Here is a 23,259-nt window from a genome sequence, read left to right on the forward strand (position 1 = left end):
CAGCGATTCCGCCCGCGGGGATAGGTATGCGGGACGCGTGGAAGCGCGATCGGTTCCGGGGTTGGGCTTCCCTGTTGCCTCCGTGGCCGAACTCCTTGCGGAGCACCCCGGCACGGATGGGGGCAGCAGGTGTGGATTCACCGGTGACGTCCGGTGTGGACGGTCTCCCGCGCACGCAGGCGGCAGGAATCCGGTCGATTATAGCCCGCTCGGTGCGCTCGCTGCAATTGCCGGGTCCGGCACGGTCAGATCGACCACGCGGCCGTCCTGCAGCCGGGCCTGGAAATGGCCACGGGCATAGCCGTCGGCATGGGCGGGGAGGGCCCAGCGGCGTTCCCGGCCCGCCAGCAGGTAGCCGGCCAGTCCCGGCAGCAGCAGGGTGCGGCGGCCATCGTCGGCGACGAACGCAAGATCGTGCAGGCGGGCGTGTACGGTACCTGCGTTGCTCAATCGCAGAAAGGGATGTGACGTACCGGGTTCGATCCCGGCATGCAGCTCCGGCCACGCCAGGGGCACGGCGTGTCCCCTGAACAAGGGCAGTGAGTACCGTGGCAGGTCCGGTTCAGTGGGAGCCAGAAGCACCCGGTAGGCCTGCTCGACGGCAATGGGCGACCTGTCCCGGGGCAGCAGCCAGATGCGTTGGCGGGTGCCGGGCGGGAGGTCGAGCCGGGCAGGGCTGGCCAGGATCTGGTCGCTGGGCCGCAGCTTTTCCGCGTCGGCCTGCTGTTCCCAGGCCAGGATCCGAACCTCGCCCTGCCAGCGGCCGGGACCGGGGTTGTACAGCCACAGCTCGCTGTGTCCCCCTTCGGCTGGCAGCTGCAGGGTGGTCGGCACCAGGTCCAGCGCCGACGCGGGCAGCGCCAGCAGCAGTACCAGCAGGCTCAGCAGGGTACGCATCAGTAGATGACGGTCACGGCGGGCGCCGCGTCGTCGCTGTCGGCCGGCGGCGCGAGATCGCGGATCTGTTGCGGAAGCTCGGGCGCGTCGCTGCGCTTGTGCGGTGCCGCGCATCGGGTGTTGCCGGCATCACCGCTGCAGCCCTCGACCACGGTCAGCCGGATCTGCAGGGGTGTACTGCCCGGATCGGCCCACGCGGGCGTACTGGCGACCAGCATCGCCCCGATCAGAAGTGCGCGAACCACCTGCCATCCACCGTGCTGTAGGACCCGTTGCGCGGTATCGGCAGGATGCGCCGGAACTGTAGAGCCTAGCCCATGCTCGGCTTGCCGGATGCCAGAAAATGAAGCCGAGCATGGGCTCGGCTCCACAGGGGACTCAATAGGTGATCGTCACCTGCACCAGATCGTTGTAGGTACCGGCCGCGGGCTGGCCGGTGACCGGCGGCACCCGGCCATAGATGGTCAGCTGCTGCGCGCTGCCACTTCCGGTGCCACCAACGGTATCGACGTTGAGGGTACTACCCCAGCGCAGGCTGCGCGCGGCATCGCGGTACAGCTCATAGGGGAGGTAGTAGGTGCCGCTGCCAATGGTGGTGGCCATGCGCCGGGTGGTGGAGGCGCCGGGGTTGTTCTGGCCATTGTTGAGGCTGATCTGGTAGGCAGTGTTCTTCAGGCAGGTCAGCGTGAGCGTGGCGGTCCGGTCGATGTTGGCGGGAATGCTGCCGGTGACGTTGCCGAAGTCCATGCTGGTGGTGACGTAGCTGCCGCATTGCGGCAGCACGTTGGCAGTGGCGGTGAAGCTGAAAGCCCCACTGGCGCTGTTGGTGCCGGTCGCGCCGCCGTTGCAGGTGGCCGGCACGGTGGCGGTGCCGAGCAGGACTTCGTTCCAGGCCCAGGTAAGCACCACGTTGGCGCCGCTGAAGGTGCTGCTGTAGGCACCCGAAGCGAGGATCTGGTTGGCAGGGATCTGCGCGAACAATTGCACGGACTGCGCACCGCTGCCGCCGGTCAGCAGCGGCACGCTGTAGCTCATGGTCAGTTCCTGCGCGGGTGGCGTGCCGCGCGGCACCAGGCCGGTGGCCTGGCTGTAGCTGGCGGTGTTGTACAACTGGAAGTTCATGGTGTCGCTGGTGGAGGTGGACATCGTGCGGAAGGTGGAGCTGCTGCCGCCGCCACTGCCGGCGCCGATACCCACGCAGACGCGGACGCCGGTGGTGGCCAGCAGGCTCAGTGCGGCGGTGGTGCAGGTCACCGTGATGTTCAGCGTTGCCGCTGTAGGGCCGGGAGCGTTGCTGTTGATGTTGCCGAATGGCAGGGTCGGGTTCGCGATTGCCGTGCAGACCGCTGTCGCCCGGGCCGGCAGTGCCGCGAGCAGGCCGGCGACCAGCAGCACGCCGAGCAGCAGCACCCTCACGGCGCGACCTCCGGAATGCACTGCAGCGGTGCCGGCTTCGGCCGGGCGCCAGACGCCACCACCTTGGGCTGGTCGGGTACCTTCACCCGGCACTGGCCGCGGCTGGTGGTGATGTACAGCACGCTGCCGGCAGCGATGTCTTCCAGGTACAGCAGGCCGTCATAGCCCACCGTGGCCTGGCGTCCATCGGGCAGCTGCACTTCGCTGCCCACTTCCAGTGGCTGCCCGTCCATGCTCTGAAGCGTCAGGCTCAGAGAGGGACGTGAGCGCAACTGGAATGTCACGTGGGTACCGGCGCGCTGGCGCGGCGTCACCCAGTCCTCGATGCGGTCGGCACGCATCTCCTCGGGCAGGTCCAGGGTGTCGATCGAGACCCGGTTGCGCTGCCAGGACAGCAGCGGGCTGACCAGCAACAGGCCACGATCATCGGTGACGCCGATCAGGCGGTTCTCCAGACGCACCGGCACGCCGCCGACGCCGTTGGTGCTGATCACCGCGAACGCGTCCGAGACCTCGCGGGTGGCGAACGCGTGCCCGCTCATCCAGACCAGGCTGCCACTGGCGCTGCCGTAGGCATAGTTGAGCCCGCCCTGGCGCGAGGCGCCGAACGAATAGCGGCCGATGTCATTGAGGATGCCGACTTCGGCCAGGCCGCCGTTGCCGTCCTCGCCGTGGCGCACCTGCGCGCGCCAGCCGATGCCGCCTGCACTCCCATCACCGGGCACCGGCTGGGTGACGTCGGCCACCCAGGTCTGGCTGTCGCCGTTGCGCTGGCTGGACAGGCTGGCCTGGCGGTTGTTGCCCAGGCTGGCGGTCACCGACAGATAGATGCTGCGATCATCACTCTGGTCCAGGTTCTGGTTCACCGACAGGTAGGCCGACCAGCGCTGGCTCCAGGTGCGCGACCAGAACAGGCTGGCATAGCGGTTGTCTTCGCCATCGGGGTAGCGCAGGCGCAGGTAGCTGGCGCTGAGCGTGCCCAGCCGCAGCAGATCGAGCCCGACCGTGGCCTGTTCGCTGATGCTCGGCGGCAGGTTGCCCTGCAGCGCGCCGAGGTCACGGTAGTCGCCGTGGCTGCGCACGCTGCGCAGGTTGACGTTGAGACGGCGGTTGTTCCAGCTGTAACCCAGTGCCCACTGCCCGCCCTGCAGGCCGTGATGGTTGCTGTGCGCGTAGGCCGCGTTGAACACGCCGGCGCCGCCCAGCAGCCACCAGCCGCCGATGCCGGCCTGGGCCAGGCCACCTCCGCCCTCGGCATGCGCTTCACCGGTGAAGGTATCGCTGATGCCGCCGCGCCAGCTGGCACTGGCCACGGTGCGATCGTCGTAGGCGAAGGAGCGCTGGCCGAAGTCCTGGCGCAGGTGGCCGACGCCGACCGACCAGTCGGACAGTCCCTTGGCCAGCAGTTGCTGGGTGCCATAGAAACTGAAATCCAGTGTCTGCATGCGGCCGAATGCGTCGGTGACCACGACCTGTGCGTTGCCGGTGCCGCTGATGCCTGGCTGCGCGGCCAGCTGGAACGGGCCGACCGGGACCTGGCCGCTGTACTGGCGCAGGCCGTCGACATACAGCTCGACGGTGGAGGGCACCACGGCCTGGCCGAGGAAGCTGGGCGTGGGAGTGAGCACGCGATACGGCTGCAGGCCGTAGTTGCGGCCGATCTGCAGGCCGCCCAGGCGCACCGGGCGGGTCCAGTCGACGAAGCCGCTGTAGAAATCGCCGACCTCCAGCGTCATCGCCTTGTCGGGGAAATCCAGGCTCCAGCGCGTATCCAGGCGCACGCTCTCACCGCGCCAGCGACGATCGCCGGGCTGCTGGTAGCGTCGGCTGACCGCGGTGTTTTCGAAGGTGCCGTTGCCGACGCCGAACAGGCGCAGTTCCGAGCTCAGGCTGAGGTTGCCGAGCGTATCCACCCGGCTGCCATACACGTCATAGTTGAGCAGCAGTCCGGGTGAGGCACTGCCTGCAGGGGCGCGCGTCTGCGGGCGACTGAGCACGGTAGTCGGCAGGGTCAGCTGGTCCAGCGGCACGTCCAGCGCCAGGGTCTGCAGGCGTGCGTCATAGCGCACCACCGCGCCGCTGATCTGGTCCAGGTACACCGGTGCATCGCCGTTGGCGTTGAAGCCGAGCTGGCGCAGCACGTCGGGGCTGGCCTGCAGGCGGCCACGGTTCTCGATGAAAGGCATCAGGCCGCGTGGGGTGCTGTTGAGCGCCACGTCCAGGTACAGCGTCTGGTTGGCGGTCAATGGTGTGGGCGGTGGCAGGATCGCATCGGCGGAGATGCCTGATACATCGGCGGCGGTGGTGGCCGCTGCACCGGACACATCGGCGGCTTGGATCGCCGCAGGAGCCAGGGCAGCAAGCAGCGCACCCATCAACGCCTCAGCGAGCCGATGGAGGCGACAGCGGCGTCTGTTCCGACTCGCCATTGAGCTTGGCCGTGATCTGGTCGTTGTCGCGGTCGATCGCCGTGCGCTCGATCGGCCAGCGCATCACCTGCCCGGGCAGCACGTATCCCAGCAGTCCGGGATGCACGATGCGCGGGCGCGTGGCACTACCCAGCGCGAGATCGGCGATCTGCGCATAGCTGTTGCCCGCGTTGGCCACCTCGACGCCGTTGCGGCCATCGGGCAACTGCACCAGGCGGGCCTGCAGCTGCGGCGCAAGCTTGCCGGCGGCGGGCTGCACGAACACCGGTATCGAATAGCGCAGCACGAACTGCATCCCTTCGGCACGGGTGGCCAGATCGGGCACCTCGTCGACGATCAATCGGTAATGCTGCTGTGCAGGCGGTGGCGTCCTGTCCGGACGCATCACCCGGACCAGCTGCTGCTGTCCGGCAGCCAGTTCCTGCATCGGCGGGGTGACCACCAGCCCATCGGTGGGCAACAGTTGTTCCTGCCCGTCCTGCTGCACCCAGCGGAACACCCGCACCTGCAGCTTCACCGGCGAGGTGCCGCTGTTGGTCAGCCAAAGCTCGCCGGCGCGCTGGCGCGCTTCCAGCTGCAGGCTGGTCGGGGCGACCTGCAGGCTGGTGGCTTCGACCGGGGCGGCGAGTACCAGGCTCAGGACGAGCAGCGCCACGCCGGTGGCGCGCCACGGGCGGGGTCGGGCCATGCGGGCGTGCTCCATCAATAGGTGATCGTGGCGGTAACCGTATCCAGGTAGTTGCCGGTCGCCGGGTTGTTCGTACTGAGGTTCAGGATCTGGCCGTAGACGATGTAGGGCACGGCCAGCCCGGTGCCGATGCCAGCCTGGGTGTTGGTGCCGGAGGTGGCACCCCAGACCAGGGTGTGTGCGGCGTCCTGGTAGAGCTGGTAGCCGACGTAGTTGTTGGCGGTCACCGCGGCGTTGGTGTTCTTCATCCGGCGGGTGGTGACGTCATTGGCGGTGCTGGCGTTGGCACCTGCATTCAGTGAAATCGTGTACGGGGTCAGTGCCGAGCACTGGGCGGTGACCGTGCCCTGGCCCAGGGTGGGGGTCGCCGTGGTCGAGGCGGCGGTGCCGAAGTCGACGTTGGTGGCCGCCGCGGCGGTGATGGTGCAGGCCTTGGTGACCACCAGGGTGACATTGAAGGTGGTGGTGTCTGCGGCCAGGGCCGGGCTGGACAGCAGAACCCCGGTCAAAGCCCAGGCAAGCGGGGAACGAAGCGCGGATCGCATGGACAACCTCCCTGACCCGAAGGTCCGTTGAACAAGGCGAAGGCGGCACGTTCGGCACCGCTTCGGCGACGGTGACCCCAGCTTAGGTGGCGTAAGTGTCTGTATTCCGTGATAAATGAGGAGGCGAAAGGGTGGCGGGGGTCACGCTTTCACTTTCCTTGCCGGAACCGTGCATGGCCCGGATCGCCAGTTGGGTGGCGTTCGTTCAGATTGTGGCCGGATCGGCGATAATGGCGGCCATGAGCGTGAATCTGAAAACCCCGCAGGAAATCGAGATGATGCGAATCGCTGGCCGCCTGGCCAGCGAAGTGCTCGACATCGTCACCCCCCACGTCAAGCCCGGTGTCACCACCGAGGAACTGGACCGCATCTGCCACGACCACATCGTGAACGTGCAGGGCGCCCTTCCGGCCAACGTCGGCTACCGCGGCTTCCCGAAGACCGTGTGCACCTCGGTCAACAACGTCATCTGCCATGGCATCCCCAGCGAAGGGAAGGTGCTCAAGGATGGCGACATCATCAACATCGACGTCACCGTCATCAAGGATGGCTGGCACGGCGACACCAGCCGCATGTACTTCGTCGGCACGCCGTCGGTGATGGCCCGCCGCCTGGTGGAAACCACCTACGAAGCCATGTGGCGCGGCATCCGCGCGGTACGCCCGGGTGCCACGCTGGGCGACATCGGCCATGCCATCCAGAGCTATGCCGAAGGCGAGCGTTTCAGCGTGGTGCGCGAGTACTGCGGCCACGGCATCGGCAAGGTCTACCACGATGAGCCGCAGGTGGTGCATTACGGCCGCCCGGGCCAGGGCCTGGTGCTGCAGCCGGGCATGACCTTCACCATCGAGCCGATGATCAACGAGGGCACCCGCTACAACAAGGTGCTGCCGGATGGCTGGACCGTGGTGACCAAGGACCGCAAGCTGTCGGCACAGTGGGAGCACATGATCGCGGTCACCGAGACCGGCGTGGACGTGCTGACCCTGTCGCCGGGCGAGTCGCAGGTCTCCTGAGGATGCTGCCGGCGAGTTCGCTGCTGGACACGCCGGCCGCGTCGCTCAACGACCCGGACTGGGCTGCTGCCGCGCGCCAGGCGCTGCAGCAGGCCGACGCGCGCCTGTACCGCCGCTTCGACCAGGGCGACAACATCGAGCGCCTGCTGGCGCTGCGCGCGCGCGCCGCCGACCATCTGATCCGCCTGGCGTGGCAGCGTTGCCTGGCCGCCGATAGCGGGCTGTCGTTGTTCGCGGTGGGTGGCTATGGCCGCGGTGAACTGTTCCCGCGATCGGACATCGACCTGCTGGTGTTCGGTGATCCGCCGGCACAGTTGGCGCATGAATCCGCACTGGCACGCCTGTTCGCACTGCTGTGGGACTGCGGGCTCGCAGTCAGCCATGCGGTGCGTTCGGCGCCGCAGTGCCGTGAGGCGGCGGCGGACCAGACCGTGCTGACTGCACTGATCGAGGCGCGCCCGATCCTGGCCGATGATGCGGCACGCCGCGCGCTGCGCGAGGCCATCGACGATCGGGAACTGTGGCCGGCACGCGCGTTTTTCCTGGCCAAGCTGGAAGAGCTGCGCAACCGCCACCAGCGTTTTGGCGACACCGCCGACAACCTGGAGCCGGACCTGAAGGATGGCCCCGGTGGCCTGCGCGATCTCAACACGCTGGGCTGGATGGCACTGCGTGCCTTCGGCGTGCGTGACCTGGAGGCGCTGGTCGGGCTCGGCCATCTGGGCGCCGACGAAGCGGCAGCACTGAAGCGCGAACGTGCGGTGCTGGCGCGGCTGCGTTTCGGCCTGCACCTGGTGGCGCGACGCCCCGAAGAGCGGTTGCGCTTCGATTACCAGAAGACCCTGGCTGCACGCCTGGGCTTTGAAGACGATGCCGAGAATCTCGGTGTCGAGAAGATGATGCAGGGCTTCTACCGCGCCGCGCTGGTGGTGCGCCGGATCAGCGACCGCCTGCTGCAGCGCTTCGAGGAGCAGTTCGACGGCGAGGCGCAGCCGGAGCCGTTGACCGTGGGCTTTTCCCTGCGCCGTGGCTACCTGGCGGCCAACGAAGCCGACTGGCCGCGCGGCGATATCGGCCAGGTGTTCGCACTGTTTGCCAGCTGGGCCAACAATCCGCAGGTGCGCGGCCTGCATTCGCTGACCGCGCGGGCGCTGGCTGAAGCGCTGCCGCTGTTGCCGGCCTACGACCAGGCCGACGCCGATGCGCGCGAGCAGTTCCTGGCGTTGCTGCGCGGCCAGCGCCCGGTCGATACGCTCTCGCGCATGGCACGGCTGGGCGTGCTTGGCCAGTGGATTCCCGCCTTCGCCCAGGTCAGTGGGCGCATGCAGTTCGACCTGTTCCATGTCTACACCGTCGACCAGCACACGCTGATGGTCCTGCGCAACATCGGCCTGTTCGCCAGCAGCCGTGCCGACGAGCGCTTCTCGATCGCGCATGAAGTGTGGCCACGCCTGCGCAAGCCGGAGCTGCTGCTGCTGGCCGGCCTGTTCCATGACATCGCCAAGGGCCGTGGCGGCGACCATTCGGAGCTGGGCGCGGTCGATGCGCGCGCGTTCTGCCAGGCGCATGCGCTGAGCACGTCCGACACCGAACTGGTGGCGTGGCTGGTCGAACAGCACCTGCGCATGTCGGTGACCGCGCAGAAGCAGGACATCGCCGACCCGGAGGTGATCCATCGCTTCGCCACCCTGGTCGGCAGCCGCGACCGCCTGGACTACCTGTACCTGCTGACCTGCGCCGACATCGCCGGCACCAGCCCGAAGCTGTGGAATGCCTGGAAGGACCGCCTGCTGGCCGACCTGTACTTCGCCACCCGGCGCGCGCTGCGCGAGGGGCTGGAACACCCGGTGCCGGCAGCCGAGCGCGTGGCCGAGGCGCGTGACAGCGTGCGCGCGCTGGTGCGCGAGCGGGGTTACGACGATGCCACCATCGACCGCCAGTTCGCGGTGATGCCGGATGAGGGCTTCATCCGCCTGCGCCCGGAGCAGCTGGCCTGGCAGGCCGCCGCGCTGGTGCCGGTGAAGCAGGGCCAGGCGCTGGTGAAGGTACGCCGGATCAGCGTCGACGACCCCGCGCTGGAAGTATTCGTGCATTCGCCGGACCGCGACGGCCTGTTTGCCGCCATCGTGATGACGCTGGACCGCAAGGGCTACGGCATCCACCGCGCACGCGTGCTGGACGGCCCGGCCGATACCATCTTCGATACCTTCGAAGTGAACCCGGCCGATACCTTCGCCGATGGCAGCAGTGCCAATCTGGAAGCGGCGCTGCGCGAGGCACTCAGTGGTGACCTGTCGCGCCTGCGGCCGTCACGCCGGGTGGTGCCACGGCAGCTGCGGCACTTCCGCTTTGCCCCGCGCATCGAATTCCGCGATGAGCCGGGTGCAACCCGTTTCGCCCTGGTCGCTCCCGACCGCCCCGGCCTGCTGGCCGATGTGGCGTTCGTGCTGCGCAACCAGGGCCTGCGCGTGCATGATGCGCGCATTGCCACGTTCGGCGAACGCGCCGAAGACACCTTCGTGATCAGTGACGAACACGACCTCCCCCTGACTGAACCTGCCCGGCAGCAGTTGCATGACGCGATGCTGGCCTGCCTGGACCCTGATCGAAACGCCGGAGACCCCGCCTGATGGCCACCAAGCCCGCCAAGAAGACCGCCGCGACCCCCAAGAGCGCAGCGGCCCGGAAACCTGCTGCCGCCGCACCGGCCGCGAAGAAGACCACTGCGCCGAAGAAGGCCGCTGCGGTGAAGGCCCCGGCGAAGAAAGCGGCTGCAGCGAAGAAGGCACCGGCCAGGAGCGCCGAAGCCGTCCGCGCCGAAACCATCGCCCGCAAGTCGCTGCGCAAGCCGTCGGCACCGGGTGTGGAAGAGCTGAAGTTTGGTATCGAGAGTGCCTTCGAGCGCCGTGCCACCTTGACCCTGCACGAGCTGGAAGGCTCGACCAAGCCGCTGGTCAACCGCGTGATCGACGGCCTGGAGAGCGGTGAGTTCCGCGTCGCCGAGCCGGATGGCCAGGGTGGCTGGAAGGTCAACGAGTGGCTGAAGAAGGCCGTGCTGCTGTATTTCCGCGTCAACGACATGGCGGTGGTCGATGCGCGCCCGGCGCCGTTCTGGGACAAGGTCGAATCGCGCTTCGCCGGTTATGACGAAGCGAAGTTCCGCCGCGGCGGCGTGCGCGTGGTGCCGGGCGCGATCGCCCGCCGCGGTACCTACTTCGGCAAGGACGTGGTGCTGATGCCGAGCTTCACCAACATCGGCGCCTACGTCGGCGAAGGCACCATGGTCGACACCTGGGCCACCGTCGGTTCGTGCGCGCAGATCGGCCAGCACTGCCACCTGTCCGGTGGCGCCGGCATCGGCGGCGTGCTGGAGCCGCTGCAGGCCAGCCCGACCATCATCGAGGACCACTGCTTCATCGGTGCCCGTTCGGAGGTGGTGGAAGGCGTGGTGGTCGGTCACCACAGCGTGATCGGCATGGGCGTGTTCCTCAGCCAGAGCACCCGCATCTACAACCGTGCCACCGGCGAAATCACCTACGGCTACATCCCGCCGTACAGCGTGGTGGTGTCCGGCTCGCTGCCGAGCAAGGACGGTACCCATTCGCTGTACTGCGCGGTGATCGTCAAGCAGGTTGATGCCAAGACCCGCAGCAAGACCAGCGTCAACGACCTGCTGCGCGGCCTGGCCGACTGAAGGTGGCTGCGCCGGAGGATCTGGCGCAGTCCGCGATCTACCGGCATCCGTCCGACACCCTGTTCGGGCGGATGCTGCCGCGCCTGCTGCACGCCCCGCGCTGGACCCGGCTGCGCCGCGCACTGTCGCGGCGCTGGCCGATGCCGGCGATGGTCAGCGATGTGCGCGATGTGGTCTACGTGAGCTGGTGGGTCGATGTGCGCCACGCACCATCGCCACCGCCGGGCCATCATTACGTGGTCCATGCCGGACGTACGCCTTACACCATCCTCAGCTACCGTCACGGCCACTTCGGGCCGGCGTTGGCCGGACCGCTGCGCTCCCTGATGCCGTCTCCAAGGCAGAGCAACTGGCGCTGGTACCTGCGTCGTGACGACGCTCCGGACGGGACACCGGTGGTGCTGTTCGACCGCAACGTGATGGACCAGCTGCCCTTCGTCGCCGGCGCGCGTGCCTTCAGCGATGCCATGCAGCCGCATCTTTCCACCCGCTTCGAACATGCGGTGCGCACCGATGGCCGTGGGAATACCCGGATCGAAGGCGGGCAGGGCAGTGCGCCGGAGCTGTACCTGCAGTGGCAGGCTGCTGCGGGCTGGGAGGACGCGGCATGGACGGCGGCTTTCGGTGGCCATCAGGCCCTCCTGCGTTTCCTCACCTGCCAGGACGAGGCCATCGCCCGTACCTGCGACTGTCGCTGGGCCAGCACCCGTATCGCGCTGCCGGTCGAGATCGACCGCCTGCAGCCGCTGCAGCTTGAAGGCGAGCTGCAGTGCCCGCGCCTGCAGGCGCTGGGTGTGAACCTGACCGAGGGGCTGGCCTTCCTGCTGCCACGGGTGCCGTTCCGGGTCGTGTCCGAGCGCCTGTTGTGAGATTCTGGCCCTCTGTTTTCCAGCATCACAGATGGCCATGAGCACCACTGTCTACGGTTTGAAGAACTGCGATACCTGCAAGAAGGCGACCAAGTGGCTGGACCGCTTCGGCGTGCCGTACACCTTCGTCGACTACCGCGACAACAAACCCAGTCCGGAAACCCTGCTGGCGTGGGCAGCGCAGCTGGGTGGCCTGGCGGCGATGGTGAACAAGTCGTCCACCACCTGGCGGCAGTTGCCGGACAACCGCAAGGCCGCCGATTCCGAGGCCGAATGGAAGCTGCTGCTGCGCGAGTACCCGCAGCTGATCAAGCGCCCGCTGGTGGTCACCGCCGACGGCACGGTCAGCCAGGGTTTCAGTGACAACGGCTTCAAGGCCCGCTTCGGCGTGGGTGACGCATGAGCGCGGTCCTCGACCTGACCTGCGAACTGATCGCACGACCCTCGGTGACGCCGGATGATGCTGGCTGCCAGGCACTGCTGGCGGCACGCCTGAAGCAGGCCGGATTCCAGTGCGATCACCTGCGCCTGGGCGAGGTCGACAACCTGTGGGCGACCCACGGCCAGGGCGCGCCGGTACTGGTACTGCTGGGCCATACCGACGTGGTGCCGACGGGTCCGCGCGAGGCCTGGACCAGCGACCCGTTCACGCCGCAGATCCGCGATGGCGTGCTGTATGGCCGTGGCGCCGCCGACATGAAGGGCAGCGTGGCCGCGTTCGTGGTCGCCGCCGAGCAGTTCGTCGCCGCGCATCCCGATCACCCCGGTACGCTGGCGGTGCTGCTGACCAGCGACGAGGAGGGCGACGCCATCGATGGCGTGCGCCACGTCGCACGGTTGTTCGCCGAACGCGGCCAGCGCATCGACTGGTGCATCACCGGTGAGCCGTCATCGACCGCGATCCTGGGCGACCTGCTGCGCGTGGGGCGTCGTGGCAGCCTGTCGGCCAAGGTGCGCGTGCAGGGCGTGCAGGGCCACGTGGCGTATCCGGAAAAGGCACGCAACCCGATTCACCAGGCGGCTCCGGCCCTGGCCGAACTGAGTGCACGGCGCTGGGACGAAGGCTACGAGAGCTTTCCGCCGACCAGCCTGCAGATCTCCAACATCCACGCCGGCACCGGTGCCAACAACGTGATTCCCGGCGAGCTCGAAGTGGATTTCAACATCCGCTACAACCCGCACTGGGATGCGCCGAAGCTGGAGGCGGAGATCACCGCACTGCTGGACCGGCATGGCCTGCAGTACACGCTGAAGTGGCACCGCAGCGGTGAGCCGTTCTACACCCCGGAAGGCACGCTGCGCGCCACCGCCCGTGCAGTGCTGGCCGAGCACATCAGCCGTGCCCCGGAAGAAAGCACCGGCGGCGGCACGTCCGATGCCCGCTTCATCGCGCCGCTGGGTGCGCAGTGCATCGAAGTGGGGCCGGTGAACGCCAGCATCCATCAGGTGGACGAGAACGTGCGCGTGGACGATCTGGAAGCGTTGCCGGGGCTGTACCAGCGGCTGGTGGAACGGCTGCTGGTGTGAGCCTGCGACGGTGGGTGCCGACCGTTGGTCGGCACGCCCCCCGCCGGAGCTACATCTCTGTAGAGCCGAGCCATGTTCGGCTGATGTCTACCGGCAGAAGCAGCCGAGCATGGCTCGGCTCCACTATTCCGAAAAGAGGAAGAACGGCGGCTCGACCGCTTTCTTCCAGTAACTCGGCGCCGCCATGTAGAAGCGCTGCGCCTCGGCCTTGGCAAACCAGCGCGCCGCCGCCTCGGTGTCCTTCTCCACCCCCGGCGCGCTGCGGCCCAGCAGCAGCCCGGCGAAGTACTGGCCGAAAACATTGCCCTTCTCGCCAGCGCGCTGGTACAGCTGCAGCGCACGCGCCGGATCGCGCGGCAGTCCCATGCCCCCCTCCAGCAGCGCGCCCAGGTCTACCTGCGCTTCGGCATCGCCACGCTCGGCACGGCGCTGGATCTGCGCAACCCGCGGATGCACGGTGTCATCCTGTGCGGCCACCGCATCCGGCAGTCGCGACGACGAACTCGGGTATCGCTTGTAGATCATTTCGCGCAGGTCCCAGCGCAGCGCCTGTTGCGCGTCGCCACGCTGACGATAGGCCTTGGCGAGTTCGTAGAACGCATAGGGATTGCCGTGGTAGGCCGCCGCCAGATAGGCGCGTTCGCCACGTCGCCAGGATTCGCGCAGCACCGGTGCCGGGTTGATGTGGGGGCTGTCGGCATGGCGCAGCGTGCCGGAGATCCAGATCCGGCCCAGTGCTTCTTCCGCCTTGGTGTTGTGGAAGGTCCAGGGGGCGACCGCTGCGGCACGCTCGTAGTAGGCGATGGCGCGCGGATCGTTGAAGCGCTCGAAGGTTTGCGCGGTATCGAAGGCACCCTCGAAGCTGCCGTCGGTGCCGCGTTGTTCCAATGCCTGCCGCTGGGATTGCGGCAGCGTAGAAGGCGGGGGCAGGGTCTGGCAGGCCGCCAGGCCCAGGCAGAGCAGGGCGGCCAGTGCCCCGATGCGTCCATTGCAGTGTTGCATTCCTGTTACACCGGTTCAGGGCGCGCCATTATGCGCCTCAGGCGTGGTTGCCGACGCAACTGTTGCGCCGCGCCGGAAACCGGGGTAGGGTCGATGCCATGTCGATCCGCCTGGCCACCGCCGTCAATAACAACAACCGCAATAATCTGCGCGCGAATAATCGTGCGCGGCCGATGCGGGACTGCGCCCTGGGTAGATAGACAGCAACACACGCCCGGACACCAGAAAACCCGCATCAGCCGATGCGGGTTTTTTTGTGCCCGGGCGCCGCCCACCCGGGCCTGGATGCCCGGTCGAACACCTTCCCACCCGTGAAATTCCCCAACAGGAGCTCCCCCATGTGTTCGATCTTCGGAATCTTCGGCCTGCAGGCCGGTGACGATCTTCCGGCCCTGCGCCGCCATGCGCTGGAACTGTCGCAGCGCCAGCGCCACCGTGGCCCGGACTGGAGCGGCGTGTACCTCGACGAAGGCGCGCTGCTGGTCCACGAGCGGTTGGCCATCGTCGACCCGGCCGGTGGTTCGCAGCCGCTGCTGTCGGCCGATGGCCAGCTGGCGCTGGCGGTCAACGGCGAAATCTACAACCACCAGCAACTGAAGGCCGCACTGACTACCGCCTACGACTTCCAGACCGGTTCGGACTGTGAAGTGATCAACGCGCTGTACCGCCAGGGCGGATCGCCGGCGCAGTGGCTGGAGCAGCTCAACGGCATCTTCGCCTTCGCCCTGTGGGATCGTGCTGCCGGACGCGTGCTGGTGGCGCGGGATCCGGTTGGCGTGGTGCCGTTGTACTGGGGCCACGATGCCCAGGGGCGCCTGCGCGTGGCCTCGGAAATGAAGGCGCTGGTCGATACCTGTGCCGACGTCGCGCAGTTCCCGCCGGGCCACTATTTCGACAGTGCCCGTGGTGAGCTGGTGCGCTACTACCAGCAGCCGTGGCGCGACTATGCCGACGTGCAGGGCCGCCAGGCCGATCTGGCCGAACTGCGCCAGGCGTTCGAGCATGCGGTGGAACGCCAGCTGATGAGCGATGTGCCGTACGGCGTGTTGCTGTCCGGTGGCCTGGATTCGTCGCTGGTGGCGGCAGTTGCCGCACGCTACGCGCGTCGCCGCATCGAGGATGGTGGGCAGACCGAAGCCTGGTGGCCGCGGCTGCATTCGTTCGCGATCGGTTTGAAGGGCTCGCCTGATCTGGCCGCCGCCGCGATCGCCGCCGAGGCACTCGGCACCGTGCACCACGGCTTCGAATACACCTTCGAGGAAGGCCTGGATGCACTGCCGGAAGTGATCCGCCACATCGAGACCTACGACGTCACCACCATCCGTGCATCGACGCCGATGTTCCTGCTGGCGCGACGGATCAAGGCGATGGGGGTGAAGATGGTGCTGTCCGGCGAGGGCAGCGACGAGATCTTCGGTGGCTACCTGTACTTCCACAAGGCGCCGGACGCGCGTGAGTTCCACGATGAGCTGGTACGCAAGCTCGACGCCCTGCACAACTACGATTGCCTGCGTGCCAACAAGTCGATGATGGCCTGGGGCGTGGAGCCGCGCGTGCCGTTCCTGGATCGTGAGTTCCTCGACGTGGCGATGCGCTTCGATGCCGCGCACAAGATGGTCAGTGCCGGGTTCGGTGGCCGTCGCATCGAGAAGGCGGTGCTGCGCGAGGCGTTCGATGGCTACCTGCCGGACAGCATCCTGTGGCGCCAGAAGGAGCAGTTCAGCGATGGCGTCGGCTACGGCTGGATCGACGGGCTGAAGGCGCATGCCGAAGCGCAGGTGAGCGACCGTGTGCTGGCGGCCGCCGACAAGCGCTTCCCGCACAACCCGCCGCAGACCAAGGAGGCGTACCACTACCGCCACCTGTTCGAGCAGTTCTTCCCGAGCCGCGCGGCCGCCGAGACCGTGCCGGGCGGCAAGTCGATTGCCTGTTCGTCGCCGGCGGCCATTGCCTGGGACGCCAGCTTTGCGGCGGCGGCCGACCCTTCCGGCCGCGCGATCGCCGGCGTGCACGAGCAGGCACTGGCGTAAGCCTCGAAAAGGGGACGGAGGGGATTAAGTTGTTAGTGGCACAAACGACTTAATCCCCTCCGTCCCCTTTTTGTATGATCGCCCCCTGCGCATTGGGGAATGTTCATGGACGTACAGGCGAGCGGCGGCATGCGGCCCACGAAATGGGGATGGCGTTATCTGGCCTGGGCCGGTGTCCCGCTGCTGGCCGGCGTGCTGCTGGCGCGCTATGCCGGGCCGGCGGCGCCCGAGGTCGCGCGTGCCACGGTTGCTGCCGAAGGCAGCTGGGCGCAGCATCTGGCGTCACCGCTGGGCCTGTTCCTGCTGCAGCTGCTGGTGCTGCTGCTGGTGGCCAAGGGCGCAGGTGCGCTGCTCAAGCGCTTTGGCCAGCCGGCGGTGATCGGCGAGATGGCCGCCGGCCTGATGATGGGGCCGCTGGTCCTTGGCAGCCTGTTGCCGCAGCTGCATGGTGCCTTGTTCCCGGTCAGTTCGCTGGGCCCGCTGGGCATGCTCAGCCAGCTGGGTGTGCTGATGTTCCTGCTGGTGGCCGGTGCCGAGCTGGACCTGGCGGCGCTGCGCGGGCGCCGGTGTTTTGCCTTCACGGTCAGTCATGCCGGCATCGCGGTGCCGTTCGTGCTCGGCGTCGCCCTCGCAATCTGGCTGTATCCGCAGCACGGCCCGCAGGGCGTGGGCTTCACCGCATTCGCACTTTTCGTTGGCATATCGATGAGCATCACGGCCTTCCCTGTGTTGCTGCGCATCCTTGCCGACCGCGGTATCACGCAGACGCCGCTGGGGCAGACCGCGATTGCCTGCGCGGCATTGGGCGATGCCACCGCATGGTGCCTGCTGGCGCTGATCGTGGCGGCTGCACAGGCCAGCGGATGGCTGCCGGCCAGCCTCAACCTGCTGTGCGTGGTTGCCTTCGTGGCGCTGATGCTGGGGTTGGTGAAGCCGTGGTTCGCCCGCCAGCAGATCGTGCCGGGGCGTGAAGGGCGCTGGCTGCTCGGCATCCTGCTGCTGTCGCTGGGCAGTGCCCTGATCACCGAGATGCTCGGCATCCATGCGCTGTTCGGTGCATTCGCTGCGGGGGTGGCGGTGTCGTCCAACGCGCAGCTGCGCAACCTGTTGATGGCCCGCGTCGAGCCGTTTGCGGTGACCCTGCTGCTGCCGTTGTTCTTCGCCATGACCGGCCTGCGCATGCGCGCCGATGCGCTGCAGGCCAGCGACATCGTGCTGTGCGCGGTGGTGATCGCGGTAGCCACGGCCGGCAAGCTGCTGGGCACCTTCAGTGCCGCACGCAGTGCGGGCATGCCCACGCGCGAGGCGTGGCGGTTGGGCGCGCTGATGAACACCCGGGGCCTGATGGAGCTGATCGTGCTCAACCTGGGCTACGAGCTGGGCCTGCTCGGCGACCGCCTGTTTGCAGTGCTGGTGATCATGGCGCTGGTGACCACGGCGATGACCGGGCCGCTGCTGAACCTGATCGAGCGGCGAAGGGGCTGACCCGGTAGCGCCGCGCGGACATTCTGTGGAGCCGACTGTGGGGCCGAGTCCATGCTCGGCTCCGCGCCAGAAGCAGCCGCGCATGGGCTCGGCTCTACCGCGTGCAGCGCACCCTTGGGCATGTGGGTGCCGCCGTCAGCGCGCTGGCACCAGCGTCATCGTGTGCTGCGCCTTGCCGGGCAGGAACGGCGTCGGCCGCCCATGCACCCAGTCTTCGTGGCCGGCGCCCCAGTACGGCGACAGCGGGTGCCCGCTCTGGCCGCCGGGCATGTGCACGATGCCGTCGGCCTCGTGGCCGGGCGAGACCACCATGCGCTCGGAGGCGCCGAAGTTCGGCGTCTGCACCCGCGGCATATCACGGTCGCCGGGCAGCTGGTCGGCGGGCATGCACAGCCAGCGCTTGGCAACCTCGGGCAACGCCCGTGCGATCGGGTGGCAGAGCGCCGCGGTGTTGCGTTCGCCCCAGGTGCGCTTGGCCAGCGGGCCCTGCTTGGCCAGCTCGCTCTCGGTGCGGCGTGCGGCATCAAGCAGCAGCGTGTCCCAGCTGTCGTAGGCCGGTGGCAACAGGTTGGCGGGGCGCTGCTGCAGCATCGGCCAGGCAACACCTTCCAGCTGCGCCAGGCGCGGATCCAGATAGTCATCGCCCAGCTGCGCGTTGGCCGGGGCCAGCAGTGCATCGGACAAGGTATCCATCACCTGCGTGCGGAACGCGCGCACCACCCGGTAGCTGACCGAGCTGGCCGAGGCCCGGCCGCCCCACTGGTGGCTGACGGACTTCAACCGCTTCAGCGCAGGATCGTTACTGCCTTCGATGACGTCATGCAGCAGTGCCCACCAGCGCTGCAGGAACACGGCGCGGTCGTCGAGCTGGATCGCCAGCAGGTCGTGTTCGTCGAAGCGCTCCTGGATCGCCAGCAGGTCGCGGATCTGCCGCGCGCGCGCGCCAAGGTCATAGCCAGCGTTGCCGACGGTAGCCAGCGCCTCGCCGTCGAGGACGCGACCGTTGGCGGTCCACAGGCGATGGTTGGGGGGATCGATCAATGCCGGTGAGGCATCGCTGCGGATTGGCCATGGCGCGCAGTCCTGGTTGCTGGCGGCGGTGAAGCCGGCCGGTGCACAGCCCGGACCACGATCCGGGCGGGCGCCGATCAGCCGCCAGGCGATGCGTCCGCTGCGGTCGCCGACCACCAGGTTCTGCGCGGGGATGCCGGCGTGGTCGGCGAACTGCAGGGCACCGTCCAGGTCACCGGCACGGGCCAGGTCACCGAAGTCCAGGCGCACCGCGCCGGGCAGGTGGGCGACCCAGCGCAGCGCATCGCCACTGCCATCGGCATGGGTATGCAGGATCGGGCCCCAGGCGGTTTCGCGCACCGGGAACAGCACGTCGGCCTGGCCAGCCACGGCGATGCGTTCTTCATGCACGGTCACGGCGGCGTTGGCCGGTTCAGTGCGGTAATCGGCGGTATCGATGTAACTGTTGGTGAAGCCCCAGGCCACGTGCCCGTTGCTGCCGACGATCACCGCCGGCAGGCCGGGCAGCGAGAAGCCGGTGACGTCGACCTGGCCGCCCGCGGCCTGCGGGTCGGGATAGCGCAGGCGCACACGGAACCACAGGCCGGGCGCGCGCAGGCCCAGGTGCATGTCGTCGGCGACGATCGCGCGACCGTCGGCGGTGAGTGCACCGGCCACCGCGAAGTTGTTGCTGCCGATGACATCGGCCTCTTCCTGCCCGGTGCCTGGCGTCCCCTTCAACGTGCGCAGATCCAGCTGGCTGGCATCGGGGAGCGTGGCGTTGCCGGTCGGTTCGCCGAACAGCGGTGCATCCCATTCGGTGCCGTCGTGGGCGATCAGCGCGTACAGCGCGGGCGGCACCACTGCGCGGATGCGGCTGAGCGCAAGCTCGGTCTGGTTGTTCGGATCCTGCAGGTCGGCGTACATGGCCAGACCGGTCAGCACGCTGTCGCTGGCCTGCCAGGGTTGTGGCGACTGCCGCAGCAGCAGGTAGGCCCATGGGCGCACGGAGAGATCGGCCAGGCCCTCATTGACCCCACCGACATAGGCGCTCACGGCTTCGATGTTGCCGCCCAGCGCTGCCTGCATGTTCGCCTCGGTGCGCGCGCGCAGCCGATGCACGCGCATGCGTTTGTCGGCGTCGATGGCCTTCGGTCCGAACAGCGCCGACAGCTCACCGGCGGCGCTGCGGCGCATCAGGTCCATCTCGAAGTAACGTTCCTGCGCATGCACGCGGCCCAATGCGCGCATCGCGTCGGCCTGGCTGCCCGCAGTGATGGTGACCACGCCCAGCGCATCGCGCTCGATGGTGACCGGCTTGGCCAGCCCCGGCAGCGCATGCTCGCCGTCCAGATCGGCCAGGCTGCCGCGCAGCAGCAGCCACAGGACCAGTGCGGTGACCAGCACGATGGCGATCAACACGCCCAGCACCCAACGCCATGTACGTCGCATCGCACGTCCTTTCCGAACTCGTGGGCCGATTGTAGCCGCAGGCGCAACTGCGACTGATTCCGATTAGATCACCGTATTTTGAAATGCGGCACCCTATGTCACATCGATTCACAGGAGCCCCCCATGAAAGGCAACCCGGACGTCATCGCCTGCCTGAAGGAACTGCTGCGCGGCGAGCTTGCAGCCCGCGACCAGTACTTCATCCATTCCCGCCGCTACGAGGACCAGGGCCTGTTCGCGCTGTACGAACGCCTGAACCACGAGATGGAAGAGGAAACCCAGCACGCCGATGCGCTGCTGCGCCGGATCCTGTTCCTCGGCGGCGACCCGGACATGCGCCCGCATGCCACCGAGCCGGGCAAGACCGTGGAAGAGATGCTGCAGAAGGATCTCGACACTGAATACGCGGTTCGGAACAATCTCGCCGCCGGCATGAAGCTGTGCGAAGAGAACGGCGACTACGTGAGCCGCGACATCCTGCTGGCGCAGCTGAAGGACACTGAGGAAGACCACGCCTGGTGGCTGGAGCAGCAGCTGGGCCTGATCAAGCGCATCGGCCTGGAGCTGTACCAGCTGAGCAAGATCGACGGCAACGGCGCCCCGGCGCACTGACCCGACGTCGCTCTCTGTAGAGCCGGGCCATGCTCGGCTGCTGTTGGATCCGAGTCGAGCATGGCTCGACCCTACAAAGTTCTGTCGCCCGCCAGCACCGGAGCACCGCCAGCCAGCTTTCGCCAGCCAGCTGCTCCACCGCCCGCCAGCCGACAACGAAAAAGCCGGGGATTGCCCCGGCTTTTTCGTGTCCGGGGTCGGATCCGTTTTCAACGAAAACGGCTCTGACCCCATTGGGATGGAAAACGCCAACCGAGGTTGGCGTCTACCGGGGTAATGCGTGTCAACCAAGGTTGACACCCACCAGGGGCAGGGCCCCAGCCCTTACTCCACCGACAACCCTTCCACCTTCTGCCAGCCGCGCGGCAGCAGGTGGCCGCGGGTGGCGCGGGCGCCGAGGTAGGCGTCGAGCTCGTTGAACTTCAGGCCCATGGTGCGCTGGCCGCTGCGTACCTGCAGGGTCTGCCCCGGGCTGATCGCCACGATGGCGACCACGCGTTCGGTGGCGAGCTTGGCCTTCGGGATCTCGATGATCTTGTTGCCCTTGCCCTTGTCCAGTTCCGGCAGGTCGTTGGCGGCGATCGCCAGCAGGTTGCCGGAGCTGGTCACTGCCACGATGCGGTCGGTGGCGACGTTGGCCACTGCCGACGGGGTCAGCACCGACGAACCTGCGGACAGGTTCAGCATCGCCTTGCCGGCCTTGTTGCGACCGATCAGGTTCTCGAAGCGGGTGACGAAGCCATAGCCATGACTGGAGGCCAGCACGAAGCGGGTGTCCGGCTCGGCACTGGCCAGGGTCACGAAGCTGGTACCCGCTGCCGGCGAGAAGCGGCCAGTCAGCGGTTCGCCATTGCCACGTGCGGAGGGCAGGGTGTGCACCGGCGTCGAGTAGGCGCGGCCTTCGCTGTCGAGGAACGCGACCTGCTGCGTGCTGCGCGCACGCACCGCGCCCTGCAGCCCGTCGCCGTCGCGGTAGGAGAGGGCGGACGCATCGACGTCGTGGCCCTTGGCGGCACGGATCCAGCCCTTCTCCGACAGCACCACGGTCATCGGCTCGCTCGGCACCAGCTCGGTCTCGTCGATGGCCTGTGCGGCCTGGCGCTGCACCAGCGGCGAACGGCGTGCGTCGCCGAACTTCTTGGCGTCGGCGGTCAGTTCATCGCGGATCAGCTTCTTCAGCTTGGCCTTGCTGTCGAGGATGCCGAGGATCTTCTCGCGCTCCTTGGCCAGTTCATCCTGCTCGCCGCGGATTTTCATTTCCTCCAGGCGGGCCAGCTGCTTCAGCTTGGTTTCCAGGATGTACTCGGCCTGTTCCTCGGACAGGCCGAAGCGCGCGATCAGCGCGGCCTTCGGCTCGTCTTCGGTACGGATGATGTGGATCACCTCGTCCAGGTTGAGGAAGGCGACCAGCAGGCCTTCCAACAGGTGCAGGCGGCGCTCGACCTTCTGCAGGCGGTGCTGCAGGCGGCGGGTGACGGTGTTGCTGCGGAAGGTCAGCCATTCGCTGAGCAGCATCTTCAGGTTCTTCACCTGCGGACGGCCGTCCAGCCCGATCACATTGAGGTTGACGCGGTAGCTGCGCTCCAGGTCCGTGGTGGCGAACAGGTGGCCCATCAGCTGCTCGGCGTCGACGCGGTTGGAACGCGGCACCAGCACCACGCGCACCGGGTTGGCATGGTCGGACTCATCGCGGATGTCTTCCAGCCACGGCAGCTTCTTGGCGCGCATCTGTGCGGCGATCTGCTCGATCACCTTCGACGGCGACACCTGGAACGGCAGCGCGGTGACCACGATGTTGTGCGCTTCCTTGGTGAAGGTCGCACGTGCGCGCACGCTGCCGTTGCCGGTCTCGTAGATGTTGCGCAGGTCATTGGCCGCGGTGATGATCTCGGCGCTGGACGGATAGTCCGGGCCCTGCACGTGCTCGCACAGGTCGCGCACGCTGGCATCGGGGTTGTCCAGCAGGTGCAGCAGCGCGCTGACGATCTCGTTGAGATTGTGCGGCGGCACGTCGGTGGCCATGCCCACGGCGATGCCGGTGGTGCCGTTCAGCAGCAGGTGCGGCAGCCGCGCCGGCATCCAGGTTGGTTCCTGCAGGGTGCCGTCGAAGTTCGGTGCCCAGTCGGTGGTGCCCTGGCCCAGTTCGCCCAGCAGCACTTCGGCGATCGGGGTCAGCTTGGATTCGGTGTAACGCATCGCCGCGAACGACTTCGGGTCGTCGCTGGAGCCGAAGTTGCCCTGGCCCTCGATCAGCGGGTAGCGGTACGAGAACGGCTGGGCCATCAGCACCAGCGCTTCGTAGCACGCGCTGTCGCCGTGCGGGTGGTACTTACCGATGACGTCGCCGACGGTGCGCGCGGACTTCTTCGGCTTGGACGCGGCGTTCAGGCCCAGCTCGCTCATCGAATAGATGATGCGGCGCTGCACCGGCTTCAGGCCGTCGCCGATGAACGGGAGGGCGCGGTCCAGGACCACGTACATCGAGTAGTCGAGGTAGGCGCGTTCGGCGTACTCGCGCAGCGGCAGTTGTTCGAATCCGTGGAACACGGGGCGGGCAAGTTCGGTCATGCGGCGTTGTTACCTGTT

18 protein-coding genes are annotated in these 23,259 nt (G+C 67.8%); 9 read left to right on the forward strand and 9 right to left on the reverse strand.

What is annotated here, in order from left to right:
• Window positions 1-198: 198 nt before the first annotated feature.
• The 6 genes from ACTJJM_RS15170 to ACTJJM_RS15195 form a co-directional block, all read right to left on the reverse strand.
• Window positions 199-897 (reverse strand): fimbrial biogenesis chaperone, encoded by a 699-nt coding sequence (locus ACTJJM_RS15170; RefSeq protein WP_241873818.1) that lies wholly within the window; start codon window positions 895-897, stop codon window positions 199-201.
• The gene (locus ACTJJM_RS15175) at window positions 897-1,142 is read right to left on the reverse strand and encodes a hypothetical protein (protein WP_392421799.1); all 246 of its coding nucleotides are present in this window, start codon (window positions 1,140-1,142) and stop codon (window positions 897-899) included. Before ACTJJM_RS15175 ends, ACTJJM_RS15170 begins: the two co-directional genes overlap by 1 nt.
• Before the next feature lie 133 nt (window positions 1,143-1,275).
• Window positions 1,276-2,313: a Csu type fimbrial protein gene (locus ACTJJM_RS15180; protein WP_010486313.1), complete on the reverse strand. Its 1,038-nt coding sequence runs from the start codon at window positions 2,311-2,313 to the stop codon at window positions 1,276-1,278.
• A complete protein-coding gene (locus ACTJJM_RS15185; RefSeq protein ID WP_049455676.1) occupies window positions 2,310-4,688 on the reverse strand; it encodes a fimbria/pilus outer membrane usher protein in 2,379 nt (792 codons plus the stop codon). The genes ACTJJM_RS15180 and ACTJJM_RS15185 overlap by 4 nt, the downstream gene beginning before the upstream one ends.
• Before the next feature lie 7 nt (window positions 4,689-4,695).
• Entirely contained in the window at window positions 4,696-5,445 is a 750-nt protein-coding gene (locus tag ACTJJM_RS15190; protein ID WP_019336945.1) for a fimbrial biogenesis chaperone, read from the reverse strand.
• Window positions 5,445-5,975 (reverse strand): Csu type fimbrial protein, encoded by a 531-nt coding sequence (locus ACTJJM_RS15195; RefSeq protein WP_010486309.1) that lies wholly within the window; start codon window positions 5,973-5,975, stop codon window positions 5,445-5,447. The genes ACTJJM_RS15190 and ACTJJM_RS15195 overlap by 1 nt, the downstream gene beginning before the upstream one ends.
• Before the next feature lie 173 nt (window positions 5,976-6,148).
• Here ACTJJM_RS15195 and map point away from each other — a divergent pair, with 173 nt between their 5' ends.
• From map to dapE, 6 genes are read left to right on the forward strand one after another with little or no spacing between them, the layout of a single operon-like run.
• Window positions 6,149-6,991 (forward strand): type I methionyl aminopeptidase, encoded by an 843-nt coding sequence (map, locus tag ACTJJM_RS15200; RefSeq protein WP_313412140.1) that lies wholly within the window; start codon window positions 6,149-6,151, stop codon window positions 6,989-6,991.
• A gap of 2 nt (window positions 6,992-6,993) precedes the next feature.
• The gene (locus ACTJJM_RS15205; protein ID WP_053442746.1) at window positions 6,994-9,621 is read left to right on the forward strand and encodes a [protein-PII] uridylyltransferase; all 2,628 of its coding nucleotides are present in this window, start codon (window positions 6,994-6,996) and stop codon (window positions 9,619-9,621) included.
• Window positions 9,621-10,685 carry a 2,3,4,5-tetrahydropyridine-2,6-dicarboxylate N-succinyltransferase gene (dapD, locus tag ACTJJM_RS15210; RefSeq protein ID WP_019336948.1) on the forward strand — a complete coding sequence of 355 codons (1,065 nt, stop codon included), beginning with the start codon at window positions 9,621-9,623 and terminating at the stop codon, window positions 10,683-10,685. Before ACTJJM_RS15205 ends, dapD begins: the two co-directional genes overlap by 1 nt.
• Window positions 10,686-10,687: 2 nt before the next feature.
• Window positions 10,688-11,554 carry a hypothetical protein gene (locus ACTJJM_RS15215; protein WP_019336949.1) on the forward strand — a complete coding sequence of 289 codons (867 nt, stop codon included), beginning with the start codon at window positions 10,688-10,690 and terminating at the stop codon, window positions 11,552-11,554.
• A gap of 31 nt (window positions 11,555-11,585) precedes the next feature.
• On the forward strand, window positions 11,586-11,957 hold the full coding sequence (locus ACTJJM_RS15220) for an arsenate reductase (protein ID WP_012510522.1): 372 nt from the start codon (window positions 11,586-11,588) through the stop codon (window positions 11,955-11,957).
• Entirely contained in the window at window positions 11,954-13,081 is a 1,128-nt protein-coding gene (gene dapE, locus ACTJJM_RS15225; protein WP_049455679.1) for a succinyl-diaminopimelate desuccinylase, read from the forward strand. Before ACTJJM_RS15220 ends, dapE begins: the two co-directional genes overlap by 4 nt.
• A 123-nt stretch (window positions 13,082-13,204) precedes the next feature.
• Here dapE and ACTJJM_RS15230 read toward each other — a convergent pair whose 3' ends face one another.
• Window positions 13,205-14,083 (reverse strand): tetratricopeptide repeat protein, encoded by an 879-nt coding sequence (locus tag ACTJJM_RS15230; protein WP_197597646.1) that lies wholly within the window; start codon window positions 14,081-14,083, stop codon window positions 13,205-13,207.
• 338 nt (window positions 14,084-14,421) lie between these two features.
• On the opposite strand from ACTJJM_RS15230, the gene asnB reads away from it, so the two are divergent.
• Entirely contained in the window at window positions 14,422-16,113 is a 1,692-nt protein-coding gene (asnB, locus tag ACTJJM_RS15235) for an asparagine synthase B (RefSeq protein WP_191850982.1), read from the forward strand.
• Between the two features lie 99 nt (window positions 16,114-16,212).
• Entirely contained in the window at window positions 16,213-17,598 is a 1,386-nt protein-coding gene (locus ACTJJM_RS15240; protein WP_049411534.1) for a cation:proton antiporter domain-containing protein, read from the forward strand.
• Between the two features lie 135 nt (window positions 17,599-17,733).
• Here the strand turns inward: ACTJJM_RS15240 and ACTJJM_RS15245 are convergent, their stop codons facing one another.
• Window positions 17,734-20,061 (reverse strand): penicillin acylase family protein, encoded by a 2,328-nt coding sequence (locus tag ACTJJM_RS15245; RefSeq protein WP_100448150.1) that lies wholly within the window; start codon window positions 20,059-20,061, stop codon window positions 17,734-17,736.
• A gap of 123 nt (window positions 20,062-20,184) precedes the next feature.
• Here ACTJJM_RS15245 and bfr point away from each other — a divergent pair, with 123 nt between their 5' ends.
• Window positions 20,185-20,673 carry a bacterioferritin gene (gene bfr, locus ACTJJM_RS15250; protein WP_010486279.1) on the forward strand — a complete coding sequence of 163 codons (489 nt, stop codon included), beginning with the start codon at window positions 20,185-20,187 and terminating at the stop codon, window positions 20,671-20,673.
• Window positions 20,674-20,997: 324 nt separating this feature from the next.
• Here bfr and parC read toward each other — a convergent pair whose 3' ends face one another.
• On the reverse strand, window positions 20,998-23,241 hold the full coding sequence (gene parC, locus ACTJJM_RS15255; protein WP_010486278.1) for a DNA topoisomerase IV subunit A: 2,244 nt from the start codon (window positions 23,239-23,241) through the stop codon (window positions 20,998-21,000).
• Between the last annotated feature and the right edge of the window lie 18 nt (window positions 23,242-23,259).

The organism is Stenotrophomonas sp. 22692 (assembly GCF_052045015.1).
Lineage (GTDB): Bacteria > Pseudomonadota > Gammaproteobacteria > Xanthomonadales > Xanthomonadaceae > Stenotrophomonas > Stenotrophomonas geniculata.